Genomic DNA, 20,106 nt, shown 5'->3' with positions numbered 1-20,106 from the left:
GCTTCCCTCATGAAAACCGAAAATGCAATGAGGAAATGTCTTGCGTATCACTGTTCGATTGGCCGTTCGCGATTGGGATTATTATACGCCATTGGCGTTGGGGGATGTCACTTCGGACAGGATTGATGTCAAAGTCGACCGCGTTGGCACGCTTGTCGGTAATGTTGCGGCTGATCCGCATCATGATGCCGCTGAAATGTCGTTCAGCCGCTACGCATCTGGTCGGGCCACTGGTGAGACGGATGTTATTGGTGTTCCAAATTTCGTCATGCGCGGTTTCCGCCATCGGTGCATCATCACGGCAAAAAACAGTCCGATTACCCGGCTTGAGCATCTGGCAGGCAAGAAGATCGGCGTCACCGGCTGGCGCGACTCGGGCAACACATGGACCCGCGCTGCGCTCTCCCATGCGGGTGTCGGCATTGAGGACGCGTTCTGGTTTGCCGGGCGACTGACAGAGGCGCATCCCATCACCGACAGGCTCGATGGTTTTGGCCGTCACGGTCGTATTGAAGCGGTGCCGGGCGAGCGCCCGATGATGCAGTTGCTGGAAACCGGCGAACTTGACGCCGTGTTCACGCCATTCATGCCGGAAGGTTTTTTTGGTCCTGATTCCAAATTCCGCCATGTGCTGACGGATTTCCGCACTGAAGAACTCGCCTATTTCCACGAGGTTGGTTACATCCCCGGCATGCACCTTCTGGGCCTCAAGGCCTCCTTTGTCGCCGAACACCCCTGGCTGCCGGAAGAGCTGAGCAATCTGCTTGATGAATCCCAGCGCGTCTGGCTGGAAAAACGCCGCAAATATGCCGACACCACGCCGTGGATCATCGACGAACTCGGTCATGTTGCGCGAGATTTGCCCGCCAGCTGGAACGATAGCGGTTTTGCCGCCAATGAACGGATGATCGCAGATTTTGCCGAACAACTGCACCTGCAAGGACTGACACCAATGCTTCTGTCGCCCACCGATCTTTTTCCACATCAAACTAGCCAGTCATCTGGCGCAACCAGCCATGCGGGAGTTCCGGCATGAGGGTCGCGCTGGGGCAGTTCGCCGTCAGCAAGGTCTGGCAGGAAAATGCCGATATCTGCACGCAGCTGATGCGTGACGCCCATGCTGGTGGTGCTGATCTTCTGGTATTGCCGGAAGGTATTCTTGCCCGCGACATAACTGATCCCGATATTGTGCTCAAAACGGCGCAGCCGCTGGATGGTCCGTTCATGACGCAGTTGCTGGCGGAAAGCCGGAACAGCGATATGACTGTGATGATGTGCATACATGTGCCAACCGGTGGTCAGCGCGTCTTCAACAATCTGGTAACAATTCGCGGCGGCGAGATCGTCGCGCAATATCTGAAGCTTCATCTTTATGACGCTTTTGCCGCCAAGGAATCGACCAATGTGCAGCCGGGCGGTGAAATCCCGGGCTTGATCGAAATCGCAGGGCTCAAACTAGGCCTCATGACCTGTTATGATTTGCGCTTTCCTGAACTGGCTCGCCGTCATGCGGTTGATGGTGCCGATGTGCTGATTCTGCCAGCCGCATGGGTCAAAGGGCCTGGCAAGGAGGCTCATTGGGAAGTGCTGGTGACGGCGCGGGCGCTGGAAAACACCTGCTATATCGTCGCCGTCGGCGAGTGCGGCGAGCGCAATATCGGTGCGAGCATGGTGGTCGACCCGCTGGGTGTGGCCGTTGTGCGGGCAGGGGAAGGCCCGTCACTCATCTTCGCGGATATTGATCCAAAGCGGATAAGCCATGCCCGTGCGATCCTGCCGGTTCTGGCCAATCGCCGCTTTGCCCGGCCTGAACTGGCCGATGAGGCCAACTGAACACCATACCCATTCAAAGATAATAAAAAGGGGAACGACAATGAAACTCAAACACCTGACCTATACTGCATTGTTTGCGGCAACTCTGTTCGCTGCACCTGCAATGGCTGCGGAGGTGGCTATTGCCAAACAGACTGTCAACGAGGCGCTCCGCGCCAAGTTGCCCGAGGAAATCCGCAAGGCTGGCAGCATCACTTCCGTTAACAATGGTTCCTTTCCGCCCTATGAGATTGTCACCGGCAATACAGAGATGGAGGGTGCCAGCGCCGATTTGACCAAGGCTGTCGGTGAATTGTGGGGCGTCGAGATCAAACATGCGACGGTCAGTGGTCTTCCCGCACTCCTGAGCGGCGTCAATTCCGGGCGGTACCAGTTCGCCATGGGGCCGGTCGGTGATTATCCATCGCGTCAGGCTGCCAATGATTTTGTTGACTACGTACAGGAGTTCGTGGTGTTCGCCGTGCAGAAGGGCAACCCCAAGGGCATTACTTCGCTCGACAACACCTGCGGTAGCCGTATTGCCGTCATGGCTGGCGGTTCGGCTGAAAAAGTCATCAAGGAACAGGCAGAAAAATGCCTGAAGGACAGCAAACCAGCTATCGAAGTCCAGTCCTTTACTGACCAGCCGACTTCTATTCTGGCTGTTCGCTCCAAGCGTTCCGACGCCTTCTTCTCCTCGCAGGCCCCGCTGATCTATTTCGTCGAGCAGGCCAATGGTCAGCTCGAATTGACAGGCACGGGCCTGAAGAACGGCTTTGACGATATTTTTCAGGGAGCGGTGGTCGCCAAGGGTTCGCCACTTGGCCCCATACTGGTGGAAAGCATCAAGACCCTGATGGATAATGGCACCTATGCCGCCATTTTGAAGAAGTGGGGCCTTGAGAAGAACATGTTGAAGGAGCCGGGGATCAATCTCGCCGGTAAAGCTGCAAAATGAGCCAGAACACGCAAACACTGGCGTCGCCCATAACGGGCGATGCAGAGGCTGCACTTCGCGATGTGGCGAATGCGCATCGGCCTTTTCGCACGGATCGCTGGCTGCTGTGGGGCATAACGCTTCTCGTTGCCGCGAACTTTCTCTGGATCATTGCCAATAATCAGAATTTTGGTTGGCCTGTTGTGTTCCAATGGTTCACCGAAGCGACTGTTTTGCGCGGCCTTTATGTCACCTTGGGTCTGACCGTTGTTGCCATGGCGATTGGTGTTGTCATAGGGCTCATTCTTGCCATTGCCCGCATGTCAAATGACCGCCTCGCCAGCTCGCTTGCGGGTCTTTACATCTGGTTCTTTCGCGGCACACCGCTGCTGGTCCAGCTTATCTTCTGGTACAATCTTTCGACGCTGTTCCCGGAAATTTCCATTGCGATTCCCTTCGGTCCGACGCTGGCCAGCTGGAATACCAACGACCTCATTACGCCAATGACCGCAGCTATTGCCGGCCTTGCCTTGAACGAGGCTGCCTATATGGCCGAGATCATTCGCGGTGGACTTCTGTCCGTTGATAAGGGCCAGATCGAAACCACCGAAGCTTTTGGCATGACGCGCACGCGTGCGCTGCGGCGTATCATTATTCCGCAAGCCATGCGCTCCATCGTGCCGCCCACAGGCAATCAGTTGATCAGCATGATCAAGGCAACATCGCTTGTCAGCGTTATTGCCATGGCTGACCTGCTCTACTCGGTGCAGGCTGTTTACAACCGAACCTTCGAGGTTATTCCGATGCTGATGGTTGCCGTGATCTGGTATCTGTTCATCACATCGATCCTCAATATCGGACAGGGCTTCATCGAGCGCTATTACGGTCGCGGTGAACGCGGTTCTTCCACTATAAAGAAGCAGGAAAAGGTTGTTGCCGTTGCTGCAGAAGCCCTTCCAGCCCTGTCGCAGGAGATGAGCAAATGACTGCGCAATTTTCAATGAATGGCACAGAACCCGGCGATGCACTGGTGCGGGCCCGCAATGTCCACAAATCCTTCGGCGACGTGGAGGTGTTGAAGGGGATCGATCTTGATGTCGCTCCGGGTGAGGTTGTGGTTGTTCTCGGTCCTTCCGGTTCAGGTAAATCGACCTTTCTGCGCTGTATCAATCATCTGGAAACGATCAACCGGGGCTCGATTGTCGTTGCTGGCGAACAGATCGGCTATTCCCTACGCAATGGACGCCTCAACAAACTTCCTGCACGGGCTATCGCTGTCCAGCGGCGGCAGATCGGGATGGTGTTCCAGCAGTTCAATCTCTATCCGCACATGACTGCCCTGCAGAACATCATCGAAGCACCCATTGGTGTACACAAACAAAGCCGCAAGGCGGCCACCGAACTGGCGATGGAACTGCTGGCGCGCGTCGGGCTCACGCACAAGGCGGACGCCTATCCCCGGCAATTGTCCGGTGGACAGCAACAGCGCATCGCCATTGCAAGAGCCTTGGCGATCAGGCCGAAGCTGATGTTATTCGATGAACCGACCTCGGCACTTGACCCGGAGCTTGTCGGCGAGGTGCTGGCGACCATGCGTGATCTCGCTGATCAGGGGCTTACCATGATCGTTGTCACCCACGAAATCGGATTTGCGCGGGAGGCTGCTGACCGGGTGGTCTTCATGGATGGTGGCTATATCGTCGAACAGGGCAAACCCGAAGATGTTCTCGGCAATCCGCAACATCCGCGCACACGGGCATTTCTCAGCCGCTTCATCTGAATATTGTTCACCCGGCAACGCGCTCGCACAGCTGCCGGGTGAGACTTGTTTGAAATGAGCATCACTTAGGACGAAAACCGCCATCATTGCGCCGCGGTAGTCTTGAATAAGCAGTTAAATCGTCTATGCGTAGTGGTCCGATTCTGGCATTTGCAACCCTTTGATACGAACCAGCAAGGCAAATGCCAGGATCAAAGGACCACTATCAAGTCTATGATTCTAGTGGAACTTTGAATTTGACATTCGCATATTCCGGGTGATGTCAAATGGGTCGCGAATGTCAAATTCGTTCCACTAGCCCGGTCATACGAGCTGCTTTGAAGGGGAAATCGTCCAGTTGGAAGCGATTGAACAAGCCATCCGGAATGCTTTCGCCAAAGCGGATGTGAGTAATCCTGCCGTTCGCCAGAAGATTTACGAATCGGCGTGGACAGCGCACGAACGCTCCCTGACCGCCAATGGTGCGCTCGATGAAGCAGAGCGCGAGGAACGTCGCGAACGCCTGAAAGCCGCAATTACCCGCATTGAAGGTGAAGCCCGCAACCCTTCGCGCGGCGCGCCGGAGCCCGTTGTGGAGCGGCGCGAGCCATCCATTTCGCCAGAACCTGCGCAGCGGCGACAGGCGGCATCTGGCCGCGTTGAGCCATCCATGGATGCATCGCTCGATTCCGATCTTGGCCCTACAGATAATAACCGCGCTGATAATTACCGTCCTGCCTATAATCAGCCGCGGGTGAAGAAGACGCGTGAACATCAGAAAGCGCGTGGTCTTACCAAATTCATCATCATTTTTACGATACTGCTGGTTGCAATCGGTTTGCTGTGGCTTGTTGCATCGGGCCTGATCAATTCAAAGCCATCTGGCAGCACACCGCCAGCATCGAGCGGTGGCCCTGCTGTGGGCAGCCATGAGCCGATGAAGGAAGGGCAACTTTCCGCTGATGGCAGCTGGATTTCGATTTTCGATCCGGCTGATATGACCCGTGTTTCGATGGCAGGCCGGGCGACAGCCAGCGTTGCAGGCGACAACGTGCAGAAGTTCGTGCGGATCAAGTCACCCGGCGAGAATGATGATATTACCTTCCAGGTCGGGCAGGGTGTGCTTCAGCAACTGGCGGGAAAGCACGCCATCTTTGACATTATCGCCAAAGCCGAGGACGGCTCCGCCACACAAATGGCTGTGAGTTGCGATTTCGGTACGCTCGGTGATTGCGGACGCAAGCGCTACGATGTCACCGATGCGAGCAATGAATATCTGTTCGAGTTGCAATTCCCTGAAGGCAAAAAGCCCGCTGCTGGCGGTTTCATCAAGATCAACTCGGATATTGCCCGCACCGGCAAGGCGATCGACGTCTTTTCTATCCGCGTTCTGGTTTCGAACTGAACCAGCATGGCACGGGCTTTCCTGTCATCGGGTGATCTGATCGCGGACCGCCGCGCTTCCTATGCGGATATGCTTTTCGAGTCCGGCGACCATGTAGCCGCCGCCGACCTGATGCGGCAGGCATTGGAAATTGTTCCGGATTGGACCGCCGGGCTGTTCCGTCTGGGCGAAATGGAAGAAGCTGCAGGCGATGACGATGCGGCTGCCGAAACATGGCGCCGCCTGCTGGAACGCGATCCCGGTGATCGTTTTGGCGCGACGCTGAAGCTGGCGGCTTCGGGTTATGCCGTCGTGCCTGATAATCCGCCGACGGCCTATGTCGAGACTTTGTTTGATGCCTATGCGCCGACATTTGAGACGGCGCTTCTGGAAAAGCTGCACTACCGCGTACCGGAATTGCTGGCAAAGGCTATCAAGGCAGCAGCGCCCGCAAGGCATTATCGCTCCATGCTTGACGTTGGATGCGGCACCGGCCTGATGGGGGATTATTTCCGGGCGGATGTGGATCATATGGCTGGCATGGATCTTTCCGAGGCCATGCTGCAGAAAGCCGAAGAAAAGCGGGTCTATGATCGTCTCTTCAAAGGTGACGTCAATGAACTCGATTATCCCGCAGGTTCGGCCGATCTCATCATTGCAGCGGATGTTTTTGTCTATGTCGGCGATCTCGACAAGGCCTTTTCGCGCCTTGTCGAAGCGCTTGGCTCCGATGGACTATTCGCCTTCTCCGTGGAAACCCACGTCGAGGATGGAGAACTGATCCTGCAATCCTCGCTGCGTTATACGCATTCGCAAGCCTATGTGCGCCGGGTTCTGGCCGAACATGGTCTGGTTGCTTTGACGATTGACCGCGAGGCGATCCGTTTTGATCGCGGCGAACCCCTGCAAGGTCTGATCATCGTCGCCCGCCGCGCCTGATCAATCTTTCCGGAACATCAGGCGGCCCATCCAGCCGGTAAAGACCGCCAGAAACACCGCAAACAAACCGTAGAGCAGACTGTTTTCATGTGCTGCCTTGTAGATGCGATATTCCAAACCGGCTTTTACGATATTAAGACTGGTGGAGCTTTCACGCAGGAATTCGCCATTGCGAAACAGAAAAGCCCGCGCCACATGCTTGCCGACAGGCACGTTGGCCGGTAGCGACAGTGTTGCGCGAAAGAGCGTGGATGACAGGAACTGAACATCTCCCGGACGCTGGCTGTACAGATTTTGCTTGAGTTTCAAGCGCGGCAATTCCGTCGTAAATTCCCGCAGCGATGCGCTGGAGCCGAAGCCATCCGGCATGGGCTCGTAAAAGATATTGTTCACGCCAAGCGCCAGTTGGGCAAATGTCTTGGGAACGGCAATGTCCTGAAGGCTACGCGTTGAGGCCAGTGAATAGGATGCCGGGATGTGCTGGAATGTCACCGATTCTGAATTGACCCAGACGCCGAAGAACCGGTCCTTCCGCCGAACGACAAAATTGCGTTCGGGTCCCTGCAGGATCACGACAATATCATAGCGTCCCTGCCGCTGGATCAGTGGATCGGCATTGTCGAGAGCGCCAAAGACGGTGAGGTCTGTCCCGCGAAAGCCTGACGTAATCGCAATCGTATCGGTTGAGAGCCCGATCTCGACAGTTTCCTTATTGCCAGGGATTTGCTGTGCGAAGGCTGCGGACAGCGATGCCATGGCCAGAAGGAATGCAACGATGAGAGTTCTCATGACGCCGCCGGTGCTGTGAGCGCAATGGCGATTGAATAGAGATCATCGGGCGTTACAAAAAGTTCGATGGCAAGGCGCAGCCCCACGGCCAGAACCAATGTGGCGAGCAGGGCACGCAATTGTTCGCCGCGCAGTTTCTGGCCGATACGCGTGCCATATTGAGCACCGATGACGCCGCCGCTCATCAGCAGGAACGCGAGCACGATATCAACCGACTGGTTGGTCGTTGCCTGCATGACGGTGGTGAATGCGGTCACGAAAACGATCTGGTAGAGCGATGTGCCGATAACCACATTGGTCGGCACTTTCAAAAGATAGATCATGGCCGGAACCATGATGAAGCCGCCGCCGACACCCATGATCGATGAGAGAAAGCCGATGGCTGCGCCAAGCACCAGAACCGGGATAATGCTCACATAGATCTTCGAGGCGCGGAACCGCATCTTGAAGGGCAGGCGATGCACCCAATTGTGCTGGCCGGGTTTCTTGAGGGTGGCGAGTTGTCCCGCCTTGGTCCGGCGCATGGATTTGACGCTTTCCACCAGCATCAGACCGCCGATTGTGCTCAGAAATACCACGTAAAGCAGTGATACGATGAGATCGAGCTGCCCGAGTTCGCGCAAGAGCACGAATACATAGATACCAATACCGGCCCCGGCTATACCGCCGATAACGAGCAGCGTTCCCAGTTTCACGTCAAGCGAGCCGCGTTTAAAGTGCGTCAGCGCCCCGGTGAAGGAGGATGCGATAACCTGATTGGCACCTGTTGCAACGGCGACGGCAGGCGGGATGTTGTAGAAGATCAGCAGTGGCGTGATCAGAAATCCGCCGCCGACACCAAACATGCCGGACAGGAATCCAACCGCTGCCCCCATGCCGAACAGCACGAAGATATTGACCGAAATCTCGGCTATAGGCAGGTAGATACCCAATTCAGACCCCGAACCCATCACGGCGTTGTGGCGATTGTTCGCACACCATGATGACAGAAATTCTTTAATGCATTCTGGCTGTAGACTGACACAGGATGCTTTAAAGTTTCTTGCCCTCAGCCAAGCGCCAAGTCAAACAATGACTGTTGCGGGGGCAACGTGTTGCCCCAAAGGCGAAACGATTTGTCGCAACAGTCGCCGTTGTCGATTTAGGTGTTCTTTTCAAGCAGCCGCTTGACCAGATCCTTGTCGATATTACCCGTTGGCTTCAGCCCGTTGGTCTTCTGGAAAGCCATGATGGCATCGCGGGTCTTCGTCCCCATCTTGCCGTCCGAACCACCAGCATCATAGCCGTTCTTGTTGAGGATCAGCTGGATATTGCGGATTGCCTTCTCCATGTCGACCGAACCCGTTGTAACAGGGCTTTCGCGCCATTCTGCCGGTGTGCTGAGCGCATTGGTCTCCGGGTTCATCGCCTTTGGCTTCCAAAGCTCGGTGGCTTCGCGTGCCCGGGTCAGCTGATCGGCCGTCATGGCTTTCGCAACTTCATCGCGCTTCTGGCCGGCATCCTTGTCACCGGCATTGGCAGCAAGCGCAAACCACCTGTAACTTTCTTCAAGGTTCTGCGGAACACCCATGCCCTTGGCGGACAAAATGGCCAGATTGAACTGGCTGTCTTTCACGCCGAGTTCTGCTGCCTTCGTGAACCACATGGCGGCGGATTCATTGTCTGGTGTACCATTCGCACCAGCCGCAAACAGCACGGCAAGATTGTGCATCGCGCTGGCATTGCCCTGTTCGGCGGCCAGTTGATAGTAAGTTTTCGCCTTGGCAAGGTCGCGCGCAACGCCGAGGCCCTTTTCAGCGAAATTGCCAAGACGATATTGTGCCGGTGCAAAACCCTTATCGGCGGCGAGATTGTACCATTCGGCGGCCTTGGCATAGTCGCTCTGGACGCCGCGGCCATCCATGTAGCGATCACCGATTTCAAACAAAGCCTTGGGGTTGCCGCTGGCTGCGGCCTCGCGCAGTGGTTCGGGGCCTGCTTCCATTGGAATGGCGGGAATCGGCGTGGCTGCTATATCAACCTTTGCTGACGCCGGTACGTCTGTCGCTGACTGTGCGGCAATCAGGCTGCCTACGGTTTCCTGCGTTGGAGCAGGCGCCGTGGCCTGATCGTCGACCTGATTGCTTTCCGCGGGAACCTTCGGTGCTATAGCAGCCGGAGATGTCTCAGGCGTGGCAGGGGCGACGGCCGCGGCAACCTGTGGCTTGGGGTCGACTGTTGGCACAAGCGGCGCCGCGACGGAACCCGCATCGCTGCTGATAGCAGCAGGGCCGCTAAAGTACGCGTTCTTCAATTGCAGTCCCGCAATGGCAATCATGATTGCGCCGATGGCAAGAAGAATGGGTTTGCGCTGGCGCGCAAGAAGGCTGCCCTTCTTGCCTTCCGCAGTATCCTTGCCATGGCCGGAACCACGGGTCTGGCTTTCAACTTCCGCAGCGGCGGCTTGTGCAGCACGGCGGGCGGCCGCGATGAAATCCGCCTTGCCAACAGTGGCATCACCCGCAAGGTTCATCTCGCGGCGTTCATCGCGAACGCGCTTGAGAATGGAATTCAGGTCAGGCATGCCGGAGCCGGGCTCAAGCGGACGGTTCAGAATCTCGGAATCAAGGTCAACCTTGTCATCGGTCTGTTCGTCGCTATCAACCGCTTCGATAGTCGGTTCCCGGTACGCCAATTCCTGCTTACTGCGAGATTTCATGCCGCGTGTCAGGTTGCCAAGCAGTGATTTGCGCGCTGGAGCCGACTGTTCGAGTTCGTCAGCGTCATCGCCAGCAAGTGTTACCTGTGCCGAGATGTCATCGAACTTGGAAAAAACGGGCGTTTCAAAGGCGCTCTCTGCCGCGCGCTGCGGTGCCTGATAGGCATCGACCGTTGCCATGGCCTTTGCAGCGGCACGTGACCCCTCCACCCCACCGCTTTCCAGCGAGCCGAGACGGTCAACGATTTTCAGCAGCGTATCGTGGATAGCCTCGAAGGTTTTGGCGTTGCGGTCTTCCGATTTACGGGCGAGGCCCTCCAGCGCTTTCAGATCATCCGCGAGTTCGCGGGCGATGGCGCCATCATGGGTATTGCCGAAATTGGCCGAGTTGCGAATGGCTTCTGCTGCCGCCTGACGCGCTGCCTCCACGACAAAGTCGCGGTTCATGGCCATTGATTCCTCGATCGCATCAAGGCGCGGTGGAATGGCTGAGAATTCAGCGTAACGTTCATTCGACTGGGACAGATGCTCGGCAAGACCGGCGATCTGCAATTCAAGATTGCGAATGGCATCATTCGCGCCGTCGGCCTGCGGGACGTTCTGGGCGATATAGCGCGCCATATCGTCAAAGCGGGCTTCGAGATTGTCAGTCAGCCTGATATCGCTGTGCTCGGCCATCATGTGATGGTCATCGAGACGGCGGGTCAACTCTTCAAAACGCTGGTCGATCTGGTTCATGAATACGGGATCGGCGGCGGGTGCCTGCTGGGGCGCCGTTTCCAGCCGGTGGATGATGTGCAGCACCCGGTCTTCCAGATCGCGGAAATCGGAAATGCTGATGGAGGCTGGTGTGTTTTCCAGATGACGGGTAACGGCAGACAGCTGTTCCGAAAGGGCATCAAGATTGACTGTCGGAGCCATGCGCATGGCAGCCAGATGATCCACACGCTCGGCCAATTCGCCCATACGTTGCAGAACAGTGTCAGAGGTACGGTCATAGGCAACCGCCTCGACCTTGCTGCTCAATGTCGCGATACGTGCTTCGAGACGTTCAAACGCATCGGTATCGTGATGGCTTGTCTGGACGGGACGGGCTGTTGCGACGATGGCGCGGCTGATTTCGTCAAGCCTCTCATCCATCTGGCGCATGAAATGGTTGTTTAAACCTGCCGTACCGGTGTTTGAGATATGCTCGTCCATCGCATCCCGGCGATTGTTGAGGCTCTTGACCTGTTCATCACGAGCCAGTGCCGTGACGGTGCGCTTCAGCTCGTCAAGATCACCGCGCAGCATTGAGAGATGGTTCTCATCGCCACGACCGATAACATTGTTCGGCTGGCGGCTGGCCGTTGACTGGTTCAACCGCTGCAAGGTTTGTGTGTGTGGTTCAGTATAGGGACGTGTGGGCGCGCGGTTATCGTCGCGCATTTCTTCCCGCAGCTGCTTGATACGGGCAGCGATGGCAGAAAGATCGTGCTTGCCGTTCTGTGGCTTGCTGGCAAAGGCAGGCAGATCGTCGGATGGCTTGTGCATTGGAGCGCGTGTGCTCCCTGCCCGCGAGGCGAGGGCGGCAAAACGGTCAGCAATATCGCTCTGATCATCTTCGGGATATTCGGGTTCCATCGAGTCGCGCAGCTGGGCTTCCAGCGCTTCGAGCGTGCGATTGATACCATCAAGCGATGAAGTCTCGCGGCGTGAGCGGTTCACATTGACCTGTTCCAGTAGTGACCTTTGGTTCGTCATGGACGCCTGCTTTGCCGTGGTTACGCCAGTGGTCTGGCGGGTTAATTCTGTCCTACGGGGCAGGGCCGGAAGTACTGGCTATGTTCGCCTGTCACTCCTGGCGTTGTCGTCTCGGTCTTCCGAAGCTTCTGAATGCGTTCTGCACATTGCTATCCGGAAAGCCGGGACTGTTCGCCCCATGCGGTCCGACAAGCCGTGAAAAACAAATCACTTATAGACACGGTTCACCGACACCGTGACATTGGCGAAACGTGGTAAACAAGTGGTTAAGAGATGGGCTGCAAACGTTAAAAATGTGATACGGTACCATTGTAATCTATGAACTCAGGCACTCGTCGAAATCGCTCGAATCCATTTTTCATCGCCGCAATCTCATTGAACAAGACACCCAATTCAGAAAGATTGATCCACAGGGGCAAAATATCACAAAATTTTGACGTTTACGGAAACGTCAAAATTTGTTAGAGAGATGGAAAATCCGACGGCACCGAAGTCTCCGGGCCGTTTTGCTCGTTTATGTTTTGGAGGAAACTGATGCCGAGTTATCGCGCGCCCGTTGAAGACACGCTTTTCATTTTGAACGATGTTCTGGGCTATGAACGCTACAACAATCTGCCAGGATTCGCGGATGCATCCCCGGATATAGTCGAAGCAATCTTGAGCGAAGGTGCCAAGCTGGCGGAAAACACTCTGTTTCCGATCAACCAGTCCGGCGACCATGAAGGCTGCGTGCGCCATGCGGATGGCACGGTCACGACACCAAAGGGTTTCAAGGCTGCCTTTGACCAGTACCGCGAAGGCGGCTGGATGAGCCTTTCCATACCGGCGGAATTCGGCGGTCAGGGCCTGCCCTATGCGCTGCATGTGGCCGTTGGGGAATATATGTCCTCGGCGAATATGGCGCTGGTGATGTATCCCGGCCTGACGCAGGGCGCGATTGCGGCAATCCTTACCCACGGTACAGACGACCAGAAGCAGACCTATCTGCCAAAAATGGTCGATGGCACCTGGACGGGCACAATGAACCTCACCGAGCCCCATTGCGGCACCGATCTTGGCCTGCTGCGTACCAAGGCTGTGCCGAATGCTGACGGTTCGTACAAAATATCAGGCCAGAAGATTTTCATCTCGGCTGGCGAACACGATATGTCCGAGAATATCATCCATCTGGTGCTTGCCCGCATTGAGGGCGCGCCTGAGGGTGTGAAGGGTATTTCCCTGTTTATCGTTCCCAAGTTCAATCTTGACGACAGCGGCAATGCCGGCACCCGCAACGGTGTGTCGTGTGGATCGATCGAAGAGAAGATGGGCATCCACGCCAATTCCACCTGCGTGATGAATTATGATGAAGCGACAGGCTATCTGATCGGCGGCGAGAACAAGGGCCTGCGCGCCATGTTCACGATGATGAACGAAGCGCGTCTGGGTGTTGCCCTGCAAGGTCTGTCCATTGGCGAAATCGCCTATCAGAATGCGGTGGAATATGCCCGCGAGCGTATTCAGGGCCGCGCTCTGACCGGACCGAAGGCGGCGGACAAAAAGGCCGACCCGATTATCGTTCATCCGGATATTCGCCGTATCCTGATGACCATCAAGTCATTCAATGAAGCGGGCCGCGCGTTCATTCTCTGGTCTGCCCTCAAGTCTGATGTGGCACACCGTTCCGACGATGAAGGCGACAAGCAGATTGCCGACGATATTCTTGGCCTGATGACCCCCATTCTCAAGGGCGTTCTGACCGACAAGGGCTTTGAGCATGCTGTGATGGCACAGCAGGTCTATGGCGGTCATGGCTATATCGAAGAACACGGTATGAGCCAGTATGTGCGCGATGCACGTATCGCCATGATCTATGAAGGCGCCAATGGCGTGCAGGCACTTGATCTCGTTGGCCGCAAGCTTGGTGCCAATGGCGGCCGTGCCGTCATGGCCTTCTTCAAGGAAGTCGGCGATTTCTGCGAAGAGAACCGCGGCGATGAAAAGCTGGCCTTCTTCACCAAGCATCTGAAGAAAGGCCTTAACGATCTGCAGGCTGCCTCCATGTGGCTGATGCAGAACGGCATGGCGAACCCTGATAATGCCGGTGCAGCCTCGACTGATTATATGCATCTCTTCGGGCTGGTTTCGCTGGGTTACATGTGGGCGCAGATTGCCAAGGCTTCCCATGCGAAACTGGCAGAAGGCACCGCCAAGAAGGATTTCTACGAGACCAAACTGGTCACTGGAAAGTTCTTCATGGAACGTGTGATGCCCGAGACATCGGCTCATCTCGCCCGCATCCAGACCGGCGCGGACACGATGATGACGCTGGCCGCAGAAGCGTTCTGATTTCTGGCAAATGGGGGCGGAGGCCCCCATTTGTGATGAGCGATGATTTCTAGGGAGGTTAGAAATGTCTATTCGGCCGGAAGATGTGTTGGGCGTTCCAAAACCCGACTGGAAAACCGAAGATGTGGTGATGTTGCAGGACATGACTTCGAAGTTTCTCGAAGCCGAAGTTTTGCCGCACTACGACCGTTTCGAGAAGCAGGAAATTTTTGACCGCTCTGTCTGGGAACTGGCTGGCCAGAATGGTCTGCTCTGTGCCTCGATGCCGGAAGAATATGGCGGCGCGGGCGGTACTTATGCCCATGAGAGCGCCATTCTTGAAGCCATCAGCCATGTGGGCGTCGATGGCTTCGGCATAGCTCTGCACAATTCAATCGTGGCGCCCTATATTCTTCACTATGGTTCGGAAGAACAGAAGAAGAAGTGGCTGCCGAAGATGGCAAGCGGCGAGTTGATTGGCGCTATCGCCATGACCGAGCCGGGTGCAGGTTCTGACCTTCAGGGCGTCAAGACAAGCGCCAAGAAGGACGGAAATCACTACGTCATCAATGGTTCAAAGACGTTCATCACCAATGGCCAGCTGGCCAATCTGGTTGTTGTTGTCACCAAGACCGATCCTGCCAAGGGTGCCAAGGGCACATCGCTGATTGTCGTCGAGACCGATGGACAGGAGGGTTTCGAGCGTGGCCGCAACCTTGATAAAGTCGGGCTGAAATCGAACGACACGTCGGAACTGTTCTTCAACAATGTCCGTGTGCCGACCTCCAATCTGCTTGGAACCGAGGAAGGTCAGGGCTTCGTCCAACTGATGCAGCAATTGCCGCAGGAGCGCCTTCAGATCGGTGGTACAGCAATTGCCATGGCCGAACGCGCCATTGCAATCACCTCTGATTATGTCAAGGAACGCAAGGCTTTCGGCAAGGCGGTCATCGAGTTCCAGAACACCCAGTTCAAGCTGGCAGAGATGAAGACGGAAGCCACCATCGGCCGCGTTTTCTACAATCATTGCGTGGAGCGCCACGTCAATGGCGGCCTCGATCCTGTTACTGCCTCCATGGCGAAATATTGGCTCAGTGACCTGCAGAACAAGATTGTCGATGAGTGCCTGCAGCTGCATGGCGGCTATGGTTACATGAATGAATATCCGATCGCACGTATGTTCCGCGATGCCCGCGTTCAGCGGATTTATGGCGGAACCAATGAAATCATGAAGCTTTTGATCGCCCGCAGCCTCTGAGCTACGGTTCGAAAAGGGAGAATGAAATGGCCGAAGCATATATTTATGACCACGTCCGCACACCGCGCGGCAAGGGCAAGAAGGATGGCAGCCTGCATGAAGTGCCTGCTGTCCGTCTCGGCGCCAAGGTGCTGGAAGCACTGCGCGACCGCAATGGTCTCGACACGGGACTGGTTGATGACATCATCTATGGTTGTGTTGATCCCGTTGGTGAAGCGGGCGCTGTTATTCCGCGCTCTTCGGCTTTTGAAGCCGGTTACGATTTCAAGGCACCGGGAATGCAGATTTCGCGCTTCTGTGCGTCAGGTCTCGATGCGGTAAACTTTGCCGCCGCCAAGATCGTGCAGGGTGCCGATGACATCGTTATCGCTGGTGGTGTGGAATCCATGTCGCGCGTTGGCATGGGCATGTCCGGCGGTGCCTGGTACATGGACCCATCCGTTGGCCTGCCCGGTTATTTCATGCCGCAGGGCGTATCAGCCGATCTGATTGCTACCAAATATGGTTTCACCCGCGATGACGTCGATGCCTATGCGGTCGAAAGCCAGAAGCGCGCCGGTGAAGCGTGGAAGAAGGGCTACTTCAAGAATTCGGTGCTCAGCATCAAGGACCAGAACGGTCTGACAATCCTCGACCATGATGAGCATATGCGTCCGACCACGGATATGCAGGCGCTGGCTTCCCTCAACCCATCCTTTGTGATGCCCGGCGAAATGGGCGGCTTCAACGCCGTTGGCATTCAGGCGCATCCGGAAGTTGAAACCATCAACCACGTCCACCATGCCGGTAACTCCTCCGGTATCGTTGACGGCGCTGCTGGCGTTCTTCTCGGCTCGAAGAGTGCGGGCAAGGCGCTCAGCGCCAAGCCGCGCGCCCGTATCCGCGCCTTTGCCAATATTGGTTCCGATCCGGCATTGATGCTGACAGGTCCGGTTGATGTCACCGAAAAGCTGCTCAAGCGCGCCAAGATGAAGATTTCGGACATTGATCTGTTCGAACTCAATGAAGCTTTTGCGGCTGTTGTCCTGCGCTATATGCAGGCTTTCAATATTCCGCGCGACAAGATCAACGTGAATGGTGGTGCCATCGCCATGGGCCACCCGCTCGGTGCAACCGGTGCGATGATCCTCGGCACGGTTCTTGACGAACTGGAACGCCGCGACCTGAATGTAGCACTGGTCACACTGTGCATTGGTGCCGGTATGGGCACAGCAACCATTATCGAACGCGTCTGAGGGAGAGCAGAAGATGAGCTATACAAACTTCAAATTCGACGTCGACGCTGATGGCATTGCGCTCGTAACATGGGATATGCCTGACAAATCGATGAACGTCTTCACCGAAGAGGTGATGAAGGAACTCGACGCCATCGTTGACCGGGTTGCCAAGGACGAAGCCATCAAGGGCGCGGTCATCACCTCTGGCAAGGATACATTCTCCGGCGGTGCTGACCTGACCATGCTCAAGCGCATGTTCCAGCTGTTTCAGGATGAAAAAGCCAAGGACCCCAAGAAGGCCGTTGAGCTTCTGTTCGAAAACACCGGCAAGATGGGTGGTCTGTTCCGCAAGCTTGAAACATCGGGCAAGCCATGGGTTTCGGCCATCAACGGCACCTGCATGGGCGGCGCATTCGAAATGTCGCTGGCCTGTCATGGCCGCGTTGTTTCCGATGATCCATCGGTGAAAATGGCTCTGCCTGAAGTCAAGGTTGGCATCTTCCCCGGTGCCGGTGGTACACAGCGTGTCCCGCGCCTGACCAACCAGCAGGACGCCCTGCAGATGATGACGACGGGCTCCAGCCTGACCGCTGCGCGCGCCAAGGCCATGGGTCTGGTACATGAAATTGCTCCGGCCAAGAAGCTCGTTGAAACCGCCAAGAAGATGATCAAGGCAGGCCTGAAGCCTGTTCAGCCATGGGACGAAAAGGGCTTCAAGCTTCCCGGCGGTGCGATCTATTCGGCAGCGGGTGCCAATCTCTGGCCAGCCGCCACGGCCATTCTGCGCCGTGAAACCTATGGTAACTATCCGGGTGCCGCCGCGATCCTCAAATCCGTCTATGAAGGCCTTCTCGTGCCTTTCGATACGGGTCTGAAGATCGAGCAGCGCTACTTCACCAACATCCTGCAGAGCACCGAAGCTGGCATGATGATCCGCTCGCTATTCGTTTCCCTGCAGGAGTTGAACAAGGGTGCGCGCCGTCCTGTTGACGTCAAGCCAACCAAGTTCAAGAAGGTCGGTGTTATCGGTGCCGGTTTCATGGGTGCAGGTATTGCTTATGTCACCGCCAAAGCCGGTATTCCTGTCGTTCTGATCGACCAGACTCAGGAAGCTGCGGATAAGGGTAAGGCGCATACGGCTGACCTGATCACCAAGGAAGTCCAGAAGGGCAAGGCGACTGCTGAGGACAAGGAAAAGCTCCTCGGTCTGATTACGGCGACAACGCAATATGCGGAACTTGACGGCGCGGATCTTGTCATCGAAGCTGTGTTCGAAGACCGTGAAGTCAAGCGCAAGGCAACGGAACAGGCCGAAGCCGTGTTGAAGCCCGCAGCTGTGTTTGCATCCAACACCTCGACATTGCCGATCACCGGCCTTGCCAAGGTTTCGGTACGGCCAAAGAACTTCATCGGCATTCACTTCTTCTCGCCTGTCGACAAGATGATGCTGGTCGAGGTTATTCTGGGCAAGAAGACTTCCGAGAAGGCACTGGCTGTTGCGCTCGACTACGTTCGTGCAATCAAGAAGACGCCGATTGTCGTCAACGATACGCGGGGCTTCTATGTCAATCGCTGCGTTCTGCGCTACATGTCCGAAGCCTACAACATGCTCGTGGAAGGCGTTCCGCCTGCAATGATCGAGAATGTTGCGCGCATGGCTGGCATGCCGGTCGGACCGCTTGCGCTCAACGACGAAACTGCAATCGACCTGTCGCAGAAAATCCTCAAGGCAACGCTTGCCGATCTTGGCCCGAAAGCTGTCGACCCGCGTCATGTGGAACTGGTCAATACGCTGGTCGATAAGTATGACCGCCGTGGCCGCAAGAATGGCAAGGGTTTTTATGACTATCCGGCCAAGCCAGCCAAGAAGCATCTTTGGCCAGAGTTGAAGACGCTTTATCCGCAGCAGGATGCCGACAAGATCGATGTGGAAGAACTGAAGCAGCGCTTCCTCTTCACCATCGCTCTGGAAGCTGCCCGCGTTATGGAAGAAGGCATTGTTACCGATCCGCGCGAAGCGGATGTCGGCTCGATCCTTGCTTTCGGTTTTGCACCCTATACGGGCGGAACACTGTCCTACATCGATGGCATCGGTGCAGCGAATTTCGTGAAGATCGCCAAAGGCTTGCAGAAGAAGTACGGCGCCCAGTTCAAGGCACCAAAACTGCTGCTTGATATGGCTGAAACAGGTGAAACCTTCTATGAGCGCTTCAATCCCTATCCGGTTGAAGCCAAGAAGAAAAAAGCTGCGTGATTGAAAAATGAGGGGGTCAGATACTGATCCCCTCATTTTTATTGCAGATAGTTCAAGCTTTGCATGAATATCGTGCGTGGTTGTTGTGTGGTTCGTGGTTCGACAAGCTCACCATGAGGGAGAGGGGTGATGCAAGGGAGTCAAGTTCTGCATCCTTAGTGATCTGCAATATTTGTGCTGCACCCTTTGCGACTAGCGTTGCATCCCCACTCTCCCTCATGGTGAGCTTGTCGAACCAAGAACCACGAACCACACCACTAAAATAAGAAAGTTTTCCGCGTTTTAACTCGACTTTTCCTCAAATCGCTCCTAGAACTTTAGTGAAGGTATTTTTTCCTTTATCTGGAAGAATCTGATGTTTTCACACGACCGAATCTGGGCGGCCATTGATGCGCTGGCGGAACGCCATTCGCTTTCCGTTTCGGGATTGGCGAAGCGTGCCGGGCTTGACCCCACCACATTCAACAAATCCAAGCGCTATGCGGTTGATGGCCGTGCGCGGTGGCCTTCGACGGAATCGCTGGCCAAGATCATGGAAGCGACGGGCGCGTCTCTGGATGAATTCATGCTGCTGGTTATCGGCGGTAAGGGCAACAGGGCCGGAAGCGGTGTGATGCGCTCCGTACCGCTGCTGGGCTTTGCCCAGGCGGGGGCGGGCGGTTTCTTTGACGATGGCGGCTTTCCGGTGGGGCAAGGCTGGGATGTGGTCGAATTTCCCGTTGGATCGGGTGATGCCGTCTATGCGCTGGAAGTTTCCGGCGACTCCATGCTGCCGCTTTATCGCGATGGCGATACAATCATTGTCGCGCCCGGTGCTCCCGTGCGTCGCGGCGATCGTGTCGTTGTCCGCACAAAAGAGGGTGAGGTCATGGCCAAAATTCTCGCACGCCAGACCCCGCGCACTGTTGAACTGCTGTCAATGAACCCGGAGCACGCCAACCGGACATTCGATGCCGTTCATATCGACTGGATTGCCCGGATATTGTGGGCCAGCCAATAACAGGGAGCG

15 protein-coding genes are annotated in these 20,106 nt (G+C 56.0%); 12 read left to right on the top strand and 3 right to left on the bottom strand.

Annotation, left to right across the window (positions count from 1 at the left end):
* Window positions 1–40 precede the first annotated feature (40 nt).
* The 7 genes from FHW17_RS00170 (at window position 41) to FHW17_RS00140 (ending at window position 6,831) form a co-directional block, all read left to right on the top strand.
* Complete coding sequence (locus FHW17_RS00170) at window positions 41–1,036, top strand: nitrate ABC transporter substrate-binding protein (RefSeq protein ID WP_182508959.1); 996 nt, start codon at window positions 41–43, stop codon at window positions 1,034–1,036.
* Window positions 1,033–1,833 carry a deaminated glutathione amidase gene (locus FHW17_RS00165; RefSeq protein WP_182508958.1) on the top strand — a complete coding sequence of 267 codons (801 nt, stop codon included), beginning with the start codon at window positions 1,033–1,035 and terminating at the stop codon, window positions 1,831–1,833. Before FHW17_RS00170 ends, FHW17_RS00165 begins: the two co-directional genes overlap by 4 nt.
* Before the next feature lie 40 nt (window positions 1,834–1,873).
* Window positions 1,874–2,770 carry an ABC transporter substrate-binding protein gene (locus FHW17_RS00160; protein WP_182508957.1) on the top strand — a complete coding sequence of 299 codons (897 nt, stop codon included), beginning with the start codon at window positions 1,874–1,876 and terminating at the stop codon, window positions 2,768–2,770.
* Window positions 2,767–3,735, top strand: a complete 969-nt coding sequence (locus FHW17_RS00155; RefSeq protein ID WP_182508956.1) for an amino acid ABC transporter permease — start codon at window positions 2,767–2,769, stop codon at window positions 3,733–3,735. The genes FHW17_RS00160 and FHW17_RS00155 overlap by 4 nt, the downstream gene beginning before the upstream one ends.
* 14 nt (window positions 3,736–3,749) lie before the next feature.
* Window positions 3,750–4,529: an amino acid ABC transporter ATP-binding protein gene (locus FHW17_RS00150; protein WP_113096697.1), complete on the top strand. Its 780-nt coding sequence runs from the start codon at window positions 3,750–3,752 to the stop codon at window positions 4,527–4,529.
* A gap of 337 nt (window positions 4,530–4,866) precedes the next feature.
* Window positions 4,867–5,913, top strand: a complete 1,047-nt coding sequence (locus FHW17_RS00145; RefSeq protein WP_182508955.1) for a hypothetical protein — start codon at window positions 4,867–4,869, stop codon at window positions 5,911–5,913.
* A gap of 6 nt (window positions 5,914–5,919) precedes the next feature.
* A complete protein-coding gene (locus FHW17_RS00140; protein WP_112528786.1) occupies window positions 5,920–6,831 on the top strand; it encodes a methyltransferase domain-containing protein in 912 nt (303 codons plus the stop codon).
* Here FHW17_RS00140 and FHW17_RS00135 read toward each other — a convergent pair whose 3' ends face one another.
* The 3 genes from FHW17_RS00135 to FHW17_RS00125 all read right to left on the bottom strand — a co-directional run bounded on the left by FHW17_RS00135 (window position 6,832) and on the right by FHW17_RS00125 (window position 12,061).
* The gene (locus FHW17_RS00135; protein WP_246706729.1) at window positions 6,832–7,587 is read right to left on the bottom strand and encodes a TIGR02186 family protein; all 756 of its coding nucleotides are present in this window, start codon (window positions 7,585–7,587) and stop codon (window positions 6,832–6,834) included. It lies immediately after the preceding gene.
* A gap of 29 nt (window positions 7,588–7,616) precedes the next feature.
* Window positions 7,617–8,570 (bottom strand): sulfite exporter TauE/SafE family protein, encoded by a 954-nt coding sequence (locus FHW17_RS00130; RefSeq protein WP_182508954.1) that lies wholly within the window; start codon window positions 8,568–8,570, stop codon window positions 7,617–7,619.
* Between the two features lie 191 nt (window positions 8,571–8,761).
* Window positions 8,762–12,061 carry a peptidoglycan-binding protein gene (locus FHW17_RS00125; RefSeq protein WP_182508953.1) on the bottom strand — a complete coding sequence of 1,100 codons (3,300 nt, stop codon included), beginning with the start codon at window positions 12,059–12,061 and terminating at the stop codon, window positions 8,762–8,764.
* Window positions 12,062–12,595: 534 nt separating this feature from the next.
* Between FHW17_RS00125 and FHW17_RS00120 the strand changes: the two genes are divergently transcribed.
* The 5 genes from FHW17_RS00120 (at window position 12,596) to FHW17_RS00100 (ending at window position 20,097) form a co-directional block, all read left to right on the top strand.
* Window positions 12,596–14,389 carry an acyl-CoA dehydrogenase C-terminal domain-containing protein gene (locus FHW17_RS00120; protein WP_182508952.1) on the top strand — a complete coding sequence of 598 codons (1,794 nt, stop codon included), beginning with the start codon at window positions 12,596–12,598 and terminating at the stop codon, window positions 14,387–14,389.
* 64 nt (window positions 14,390–14,453) lie between these two features.
* Window positions 14,454–15,626, top strand: coding sequence for an acyl-CoA dehydrogenase family protein (locus FHW17_RS00115; RefSeq protein WP_112528794.1), 1,173 nt, complete (start codon window positions 14,454–14,456; stop codon window positions 15,624–15,626).
* A gap of 26 nt (window positions 15,627–15,652) precedes the next feature.
* Entirely contained in the window at window positions 15,653–16,861 is a 1,209-nt protein-coding gene (locus FHW17_RS00110) for an acetyl-CoA C-acetyltransferase (protein WP_091886362.1), read from the top strand.
* 13 nt (window positions 16,862–16,874) lie between these two features.
* A complete protein-coding gene (locus tag FHW17_RS00105) occupies window positions 16,875–19,097 on the top strand; it encodes a 3-hydroxyacyl-CoA dehydrogenase NAD-binding domain-containing protein (protein WP_182508951.1) in 2,223 nt (740 codons plus the stop codon).
* A 355-nt stretch (window positions 19,098–19,452) separates the two neighbouring features.
* Window positions 19,453–20,097 carry a helix-turn-helix transcriptional regulator gene (locus tag FHW17_RS00100; RefSeq protein ID WP_112528800.1) on the top strand — a complete coding sequence of 215 codons (645 nt, stop codon included), beginning with the start codon at window positions 19,453–19,455 and terminating at the stop codon, window positions 20,095–20,097.
* Window positions 20,098–20,106 lie beyond the last annotated feature (9 nt).

It is taken from the genome of Phyllobacterium sp. P30BS-XVII, from assembly GCF_014138335.1.
In the GTDB taxonomy this organism is placed as follows: Bacteria; Pseudomonadota; Alphaproteobacteria; order Rhizobiales; family Rhizobiaceae; genus Phyllobacterium; species Phyllobacterium meliloti.
The sequence above is the reverse complement of the archived record's forward strand: the minus strand, read 5'-3'. Positions and strand labels throughout refer to the sequence as shown.